We start from the raw sequence: 8,262 nt of genomic DNA, 5'->3' as shown, positions 1-8,262 counted from the left end.
GTCATGGCCTGGAGGGCCTTGGCCTCTCGCGGCGCCGTTTCGTGACCATCAGCCTCGGCAAGCCCGCCAGCCTGTTGTGGGTCATGGAGGAGGCGCTCAAATCCGGCGCGCTTGCCGCCGTGCTCGGCGATGCCGAGGCGGCCCATGCCGGGCTCACCGTCACTCGCCGCCTGGCGCTGGCGGCCGCGGCGGGAAAATCCGCCGCCATCCTCGCCTTTGCCAGGACGGACGCCGACGCCACCGCCAGCAACACGCGCTGGACGGTGGCCGCCAGGCCATCGCGGAGCCCGCCCGAAGACGCCGCGGCCCCCGGCCCGCCCTGCTGGAACATCGACCTCACCCGCGCCCGGGGCGGCCGCCCCGGCGCCTGGACCGTGGAATGGCATCATGCGCAGTCTCGTTTCTCTCTGGTTTCCGGATTTTCAGATCGAGCGGTTCATCCGTTCACGGATCAAAGCGGGGCGGACGCCGCCGCCCAGGGGCCTGCCCTTCGCGCTGGTTGAAAGCGGCAGGGCCGGCCTGCGGCTGGCCGCCGTCAATGCCGCGGCACGCCAGTTCGGGCTTGGCCGCGGCATGCGGCTCGCTGACGCGCGCGCCCAGCTGCCGGAACTCCTCACCGAGGCGCATGAGCCCGACGCCGACACGGCGAGCCTCCTTGGCCTATGCCGCTGGATGGAGCGCTATAGCCCCTGGGTGTCGCCCGATCCGCCGGACGGGCTTTTGCTGGATACCACCGGCATCGCGCATCTGTTCGGCGGCGAGGCGCGCCTGCTGGCGGAAATGACGGGGCGTCTTGCCCAGTATGGCTTCACGGCCCGTGCCGGACGCGGCGAAACCATCGGCGCTGCCTGGGCGCTGGCCCGTTACCAGGCAGCGGGCCTCGCCAGCCTGCCGGTCGAGGCGCTGCGCATCGATGCCGCCGCGGTGAAGACACTGCGCCGCCTCGGCCTCAAGACGGTGGGCGCGCTGACCGCCATTCCACGCGCCGCGCTCGCCCGCCGCTTCCGCGGCGAGAGCGTGGGCGAGAATGTGCTGATCCGCCTCGATGAGATGATGGGTCTGCGCGAAGAGCCGCTTAATCCGCTGAACCCGCCCACCTCCTTCATCGCCCACCAGGCACTGATGGAGCCGCTCATTCACGCCGAAGGGATCGAGGCGGTGCTGACGCAGCTCATGGCCCAGCTCTGCCGCGATCTCGAACAGGCCGGCAAGGGAGCGCTCCGCGTGATCCTCAAGCTGTTCCGCAGCGATGGCTCGCGGGTGAGCCTGCCCGCTGGCTTTTCAGCGCCCAGCCGCGACGCCGGGCACATGCTGCGGGTGCTGGGGCCGAAGCTGCAGGCCGTCGACGCCGGCTTCGGCATCGACGCCATGACGCTCGAAGCGCGCGAGACGGCGGCGGCAAGCCCCGCGCAGCACGGCTTTCTCGCCGAGCCCGGCACGCTGGCGCTGGAACAGCTGAATGACCGGGTGCTGAACCGCCACGCGGCGCAATTCCTGGCGCTGGAGGCGGCCGAAAGCCACATCCCCGAACGGGCCGAAACGGCGAAGCCCTGCCTTACGGCGCGGAGCGAGCCGCCGGCTTCGCGCCCCGCCGCGCCGCGCCCGCTGCTGATCTTCGCAGCCCCCGAACCCGCCCGCGTGGTGGCCGCAGTGCCCGACGGGCCGCCGATGCGGCTCACCTGGCGGCGGGTAACAAGGCGGGTGATCAAGGCGCAGGGGCCGGAGCGCGTGGCGCCCGAATGGTGGCGGCTCGCCGAAGGCGAACGCCCGCGCGACTATTACACCGTGGAGGACGACAAGGGCCGCCGCTACTGGCTCTACCGCGAGGGCCTTTACGGCGAGCCGGGCGAGGACCAGCCAAAATGGTTCGTACACGGATTGTCGGCATGAGCGCGCGTGCCTATGCCGAGCTGCAATGCGCCAGCAATTTCTCGTTCCTGCGGGGCGCCTCGCACCCGGAGGAGCTGGTGGCGCAGGCCCATCATCTGGGGCTCGCGGGGCTGGCGCTCACCGATCGCAATACCCTGGCCGGCGTGGTGCGCGCCCATGCGGCGGCAAGGGATTTCGGTCTTTCCTTCATCGTCGGCGCAAGGCTCGATCTGGCTGAACCCGGCCTGTCACTTCTCGCCTATCCCACCAGCCGCGCCGCCTATGGCGGGCTCTGCCGCCTGCTCAGCCTCGGCCAGCGGCGGGCGGAAAAGGGCGATTGCCTGCTCACCCTCGAAGACATTTATGAAAACGCCACGGGCATGATCTTCGCGCTGCTGGCCAAAGGCGCCAACCGGCTCGCTGAAATCCGCCAGCGCCTCAAGGCGCCGCTCTATCTGGCGCTGAGCCATCATTATGATGGCGATGACCGCGCCCGGCTGAACCGCCTCGCCGGGCTGGCGCGCCTCAGCCGTACAGACCTGCTCGCCACCAATGGCGTGCTCTATCACCACGCGGAGAGGCGCGTGCTGCAGGACGTGGTGACGGCGATCCGCGAGGGCGTCGAAGTGAGCCGTGCCGGTTACCGCCTGGCGGCCAATGCCGAGCGCCATCTCAAGACGCCGGAGGAAATGGCAAGGCTGTTCCGCGATCATCCGCAGGCCATCGCCAACACGGTGGAGGTGGCGGCCGCCTGCCGCTTCTCGCTTGATGAGCTGCGCTATGAATATCCCGAGGAGCCGATCCCGCCGGGCTCGACGCCGCAGGCCCATCTCACCCATCTCGCATGGGAAGGCGCAAGAGAGCGCTATCCGCAAGGCGTTCCGCGCAAGGTGAGCGAGAGCATCGCCAGGGAGCTGGCGCTGATCGAACGGCTCAATTACGCGCCCTATTTCCTGACCGTACATGACATCGTGCGCTTCGCCCGCGCCCAGGACCCGCCAATCCTCTGCCAGGGCCGCGGCTCGGCGGCCAATTCCGCCGTCTGCTATGCGATCGGCATCACCGCCGTCGATCCCGGCGAGATCGAGCTTCTGTTCGAGCGCTTCATTTCTGAGGAGCGCAAGGAGCCACCCGACATCGACGTCGATTTCGAGCATGAGCGCCGCGAGCAGGTGATCCAGTACATCTACGCCCGCTACGGCCGCGAGCGCGCCGGGCTTGCCGCCACCGTCATCACCTACCGCGGCCGCTCTGCCTTGCGCGAGGTGGGCAAGGCCATGGGCCTTTCCGAGGATGTGACGGCGGCACTCGCCGGCATCGTGTGGGGCCGCATGCGCGAGGACATGCATGGCGAACGCCTCAAGGAAGCGGGCCTCGACCCGGACGATCCGCTGCTCGCTAAAACCCTGGAGCTCGCCGATGAGCTGCAGGGCTTTCCCCGCCATCTCTCCCAGCATGTGGGCGGCTTCGTGCTCACCAAGGGCCGGCTCGACGAGACGGTTCCCATCGGCAACGCCGCCATGGCGGACCGCACCTTCATCGAATGGGACAAGGACGACATCGATACGCTGGGCATTCTCAAGGTCGATGTGCTGGCGCTCGGCATGCTCACCTGCATCCAGAAGAGCTTCGCGCTGATCGAATCCTGGTATGGCCTCAAATATCAGTTAGCCACCGTCCCGCGCGAGGACAAGGCGGTCTATGACATGCTGTGCCGGGCGGATTCGGTGGGCGTGTTCCAGGTCGAAAGCCGGGCCCAGATGAACATGCTGCCAAGGCTCAAGCCGCGCTGCTTCTATGATCTGGTGATCGAGGTGGCGATCGTGCGGCCGGGGCCCATCCAGGGCGACATGGTGCACCCCTATCTGCGGCGGCGCGACGGGCTTGAGCCCGAGGACTATCCGGCGCCGCACCCTGATTTCGGGCCGCCGGACGAGCTCCGCCAGGTGCTGGGCCGCACCAGGGGCGTGCCGCTGTTCCAGGAACAGGCGATGAAGCTCGCCATGGTGGCCGCTGAATTCACGGCGGGCGAATTGAACGAACTGCGCAAGGCGATGGCCACCTTCCGCCGCCGCGGCACCATCGGCCGGCTTGAGCAGAAAATGGTGAGCCGCATGGTGGAGCGCGGCTATGACGCCACCTTCGCGGCGCGCTGCTTCAACCAGATCAAGGGTTTCGGCGAATACGGCTTTCCCGAAAGCCATGCCGCGAGTTTCGCGCATCTGGTCTATGTCTCGTCCTGGCTCAAATGCCATTATCCGGAAGTGTTCGCCACCGCCCTGCTCAATTCGCAGCCGATGGGCTTCTATGCGCCAGCCCAGATCGTGCGCGATGCGCGCGAGCATGGCGTCGAGGCGCGGCCTGTCGATGTGAGCTTCTCGGCCTGGGATACGGCGCTGGAACGGCCGGCGCGGGGCGCGCGCGCCGCGATCAGGCTAGGCTTGCGCGAGGTTGACGGGCTGAGGGCCGAGGATGCGGCGCTGGTGTTGCTGTGCCGGGCGCAGGACAAGCCCTTGTCGATCGCCGGCCTCCATGATTTTGGCGTGCCGGTTGCCGCACTCGAGAAACTGGCCGCCGCCGATTGCTTCCGCTCGCTGGGCCTCGACCGGCGCGCCGCGCGGTGGGAGGTGAAGGGGCTGGCCAGCGCCAGGGCCTTGCCGCTCTTTGCCTTCGCGGCGGCGCGCGAACATGGCGAGGAAGCACCAGTGGCGCTGCCCGCCATGCCGCTCTCCGAGCATGTGGTGAACGATTATCAGACCGTGAAACTGTCGCTCAAGGCGCATCCCATGCAGTTTCTGCGTCAGCTCTGCGATGCCCATAAGGTGACCGGCAACGCCAGGCTCAAAAGCCTGCGCAACGGCGCCGCCGTGACGGTCGCGGGCGTGGTGCTGGTGCGCCAGCGCCCAGGCTCGGCCAAAGGCGTGGTGTTCGTGACGCTGGAAGACGAAGACGCGGTGTGCAATGCGGTGGTCTGGCCCGCGGTTCTGGAATCCCACCGCGCCGCGGTGATGGGCGCCCGGCTGATGCTGATCAGAGGCCGCGTGCAGCGCACCGGCGACATCATCCATGTGGTGGCCAGCAAAATCGAGGACCGCTCGGATTGGCTGGCGCTCCTCACCGAGGACGGCCAAGCGCTTAGAAACCCACTGGCCCATGCCGATGAAGTGGCGCGCCCCGGCCCTGAGCCCTATCGCCAGCTGCCGCCCGCCCGGCATCCGCGCCAGGTGCGGGTAATGCCGAAGAGCCGCGACTTTCACTGACACGCATCGGCGCTCAAAAGATTGTCCGCCCGGCAAGGACATAGGAACACAAGGCTGCTTTCGTTTTGAAGCAATCGCCTCTCAGCCCCGGGCGGCCATGCCAGCGCAACCCAATCAGACCAGTCCTTGCTCTAGGAAGCAGTCCAGCCCATCACGGCAGCAAGTCCGGCGAGCGCGGCTCCGGCCACGATCCACGAATCCACGATATCGAGAAGGCCGCCCTGCACCTTCATCACTGGCGGATAGTCCTTGACGCCGGCCCGGCGCTTGGCCGCAGAGCCCAGAAGGTCGCCAGCCAGGGCGGCTATCATGACGGTGACGGCGATGAGGAGCATGGAAAGGGCATGCGGTCCCGGCCACGCGGAAAGCGCAAGCGTCACGGCCAACAGGGCGAATGCTCCGGTCGCGAGGCCTTCCCAGGTCTTCTTCGGGCTCAGCCTGGGGACCAGGGGTGTCTTGCCAAACAGTTTGCCGCCCAACAGCGAGAAGCTGTCGAAAATCTCGACCAGAAAGAAGGCAAGAAGGAGAAGTGGCGAGAGCGGAGGCTGCGAGGCGGCATATGCGAAGATGAGGAACGGCGTTGCCGGAAAAATCAGAAAACGACCGAGACTTCCCGACAGTGACCTTGCTCCGTCCAGGCGGGCGAGACTCACGCCCAGCAGCAGCATCGCAAGCCCAGCCGGTAACACCACGCTCCCCGGAGCGAACCAGCCGAACAGGCAGACGAGCACCAGAAGCAGCGCGGCGGCCATCGCCATCGGCCGTCCGGACGCCAGGCCATGAACAGTACCGCTTTCAAAGCCGATGCGGGCGCCTGCGGCCATCAAGCATCCGAGTAGAAGCGGAGCGGATAACAGCCATGGCGCGACGCCGCCGGCCACAATCACCGCTTCGGAGGCAAACACCGGCCACAGCGGGCGGGCCGCCCTGGCTGTCGCCGGGATCACACTGAGCGCCGCCAGAAGCAAGGCACCGCAGATGAACGCAAAACCCACGGCCCAGGCGAGGAACCCGACCGTCAGCTGTGGCATCAGGAAGGCTCGCCGAAGCGCCTCACCAGCCAATCCTGATAGCTCCTGAACAGCGGCGCGATCATGCTGTGGGTGCGGCTGAGCAGGCGCAGCTTCAAGCCGAAGGTCACCTCCAAATCGCCGCGTTCGGCGGCGGCGACGATGCCCCTGGCGACACTGTCGGCGCTCATCACGCCGCGACCCGCGAGCTTGGACGTCACCGCGGGCCGCTTCGGCAGTTCTGCGCGCAATTGCGGCGTGTCGGTATCGCCGGGAAATGCCACCGTAACTGATACATTACGCGATTTGAGCTCCGCGCTGAGGCTTTCCGCGAGGCCTTTGACCGCAAATTTGGACGGGCCGTATGAGCTGTAGCCATAGAGCCCCAGATAGGCGGCCCCGGACGAGATGAAAACCAGTTTCGGTTTGCCCGCGGCCGCCAGATGCGGCAGCACCAAGTGAGCGAAATTGAGCGAACCCAAATAATTGGTCCGCCACTGGCTTTCATGGTCTTCAAGCGACTGCGAGGCGAAGGTTCCCGGGATAACCATGCCCGCCGAAGAGACCGCCCAGGAAGGAGCCCCGAATCTGGCGGCCGCCGCGTCAATGGCCTCTTTCAGCTCTGTTGCATTACAGACATTGGCCGAAAATGTCTGGACTTCGCCCACGCCATTGCCCTGGGACAGAATGCCATCTTGGGCCGCCGCGAGCTTGCCCTGATTGCGGGCGATCAACGACACCGCAATGCCACGGGACGCGAGCAGCCGCGCGGTGGCCAGGCCAATCCCGCTGCTGCCGCCGGTTATGATTGCGTGCTCCCGCATCACGCGGCTTTAGAGTTTGCCTTCGGCGAAATCAAGCAACAGGCGGTGCGCCTGTTCGTCGGGCACCTGTCGCGGCGGGTGCTTGAACAAAAAGGCGGATGCCTCCCAGATCGCGCCAGAAAGCCTCCGGTCCAGAGCGATGCGCGCGCAGCGGATGGCCGACAGCGCCATGGCGGCGGCATTGGGAGAATCTTCCACCGAGAGCCTGACCTCGATGCTCATCGGCACGCCGCCGAGCAGCCGCCCTTCGAGGCGTACATAACCCACCTTTTGATCGTTCAGCCACGGCACATAGTCGGATGGGCCGATGCGCACATTTTCATCCGCAAGCCGGTTATCGAGAACCGACTGCACCGCCTCCGTCTTCGATTCACGCTTATGGATCAGCCGGTCATGATCCATCATGTTCAGGAAGTCGGTATTGCCGCCGACATTGAGCTGGTAGGACCGGTCGAGAACCGCGCCGCGAAGATCAAAGAGATGAGCCAGCGTCCGATGCACGATTGTGGCGCCGATCTGGGCTTTGAAGTCATCGCCAAGGATGGGCAAGCCCCGCTGCCGGAACGCTGCCGCCCACTTGGCGTTGCTGGCCAGAAACACCGGTATCGCGTTGACGAAAGCCGCGCCCGCCTCGAGCGCGCAACCTGCGTAGAACTCGCTTGCCTGCTGGGAGCCGACCGGAAGGAAACTGATTACCACCTGCGCGCCAGCGGCCTTCAGAACCGACACAGCCTCGGCGCTGCTCAGTTCCGGGGCGGGGCTGGATACGAAGCTCCGCAGCGGCGCCTGATTGCCCATGAAAGAGGTCATGCCGTCGAGGTTCGGCCCCCGCGCCACCTGGACGTTCATGCGCGGCACATTCGCATTGAACACCGCGGTGCAGTTGGGAGGCGCAAACACGGCTTCCGATAGGTCACGTCCGACCTTCCGCGCATCGATATCGAAGGCCGCGACGATCTCGATATCCCCAGGACCATAGGGTCCGAGCTTCGGGAATGGCACGCCGATGGCGGATGTGGGATTGGCCCGGCAATAGTGGATCGCCTGAACAAGTGAACTGGCGCAATTACCAACGCCGACGATGGCTGTGCGAATCAAGCCCGCCTCCGAAAAAATCTGCCCGGCTGTGTTGCCTAAGCCCGTGGGCTCTATAGGCTACGTGACCGGTCTATTTCAACCGCTTATATCGAAGTCACTAGGTGGTGTTGACAAAGTGGATTCACAAATCACGTGATTTCTGATTCAAGGCTGTTCTTTGCGGAGAACAGCGATGGTTCGCGGGTTGATGTCGGACAAGGA

General features: G+C 66.0%; 5 protein-coding genes and 1 pseudogene. 3 read left to right on the top strand and 3 right to left on the bottom strand.

Annotated elements, in window-relative coordinates:
• From ACKOED_RS17205 to ACKOED_RS17195, 3 genes and pseudogenes are all read left to right on the top strand, one after another.
• Positions 1-503, top strand: a pseudogene (locus tag ACKOED_RS17205) (hypothetical protein); the annotation flags it as partial.
• The gene (locus ACKOED_RS17200; protein WP_408917854.1) at positions 388-1,890 is read left to right on the top strand and encodes a Y-family DNA polymerase; all 1,503 of its coding nucleotides are present in this window, start codon (positions 388-390) and stop codon (positions 1,888-1,890) included. The pseudogene ACKOED_RS17205 and the gene ACKOED_RS17200, both read left to right, overlap by 116 nt.
• Positions 1,887-5,129, top strand: coding sequence for an error-prone DNA polymerase (locus ACKOED_RS17195; protein WP_408917853.1), 3,243 nt, complete (start codon positions 1,887-1,889; stop codon positions 5,127-5,129). The genes ACKOED_RS17200 and ACKOED_RS17195 overlap by 4 nt, the downstream gene beginning before the upstream one ends.
• A 131-nt stretch (positions 5,130-5,260) precedes the next feature.
• Here the strand turns inward: ACKOED_RS17195 and ACKOED_RS17190 are convergent, their stop codons facing one another.
• Genes ACKOED_RS17190 through ACKOED_RS17180 form a run of 3 tightly spaced genes read right to left on the bottom strand, consistent with a single transcriptional unit; the run spans position 5,261 to position 8,061 of the window.
• Positions 5,261-6,160 carry a phosphatidate cytidylyltransferase gene (locus tag ACKOED_RS17190; protein WP_408917852.1) on the bottom strand — a complete coding sequence of 300 codons (900 nt, stop codon included), beginning with the start codon at positions 6,158-6,160 and terminating at the stop codon, positions 5,261-5,263.
• Entirely contained in the window at positions 6,160-6,963 is an 804-nt protein-coding gene (locus ACKOED_RS17185) for an SDR family oxidoreductase (protein ID WP_408917851.1), read from the bottom strand. The genes ACKOED_RS17190 and ACKOED_RS17185 overlap by 1 nt, the downstream gene beginning before the upstream one ends.
• Positions 6,964-6,972: 9 nt before the next feature.
• On the bottom strand, positions 6,973-8,061 hold the full coding sequence (locus ACKOED_RS17180; protein WP_408917850.1) for an inositol-3-phosphate synthase: 1,089 nt from the start codon (positions 8,059-8,061) through the stop codon (positions 6,973-6,975).
• Positions 8,062-8,262 lie beyond the last annotated feature (201 nt).

Origin of the sequence: Aestuariivirga sp. (assembly GCF_046093005.1) — a bacterium.
In the GTDB taxonomy this organism is placed as follows: domain Bacteria; phylum Pseudomonadota; class Alphaproteobacteria; order Rhizobiales; family Aestuariivirgaceae; genus Aestuariivirga.
Note: the sequence above shows the minus strand (reverse complement) of the source record. Positions and strands in the feature narration are given on the sequence as shown.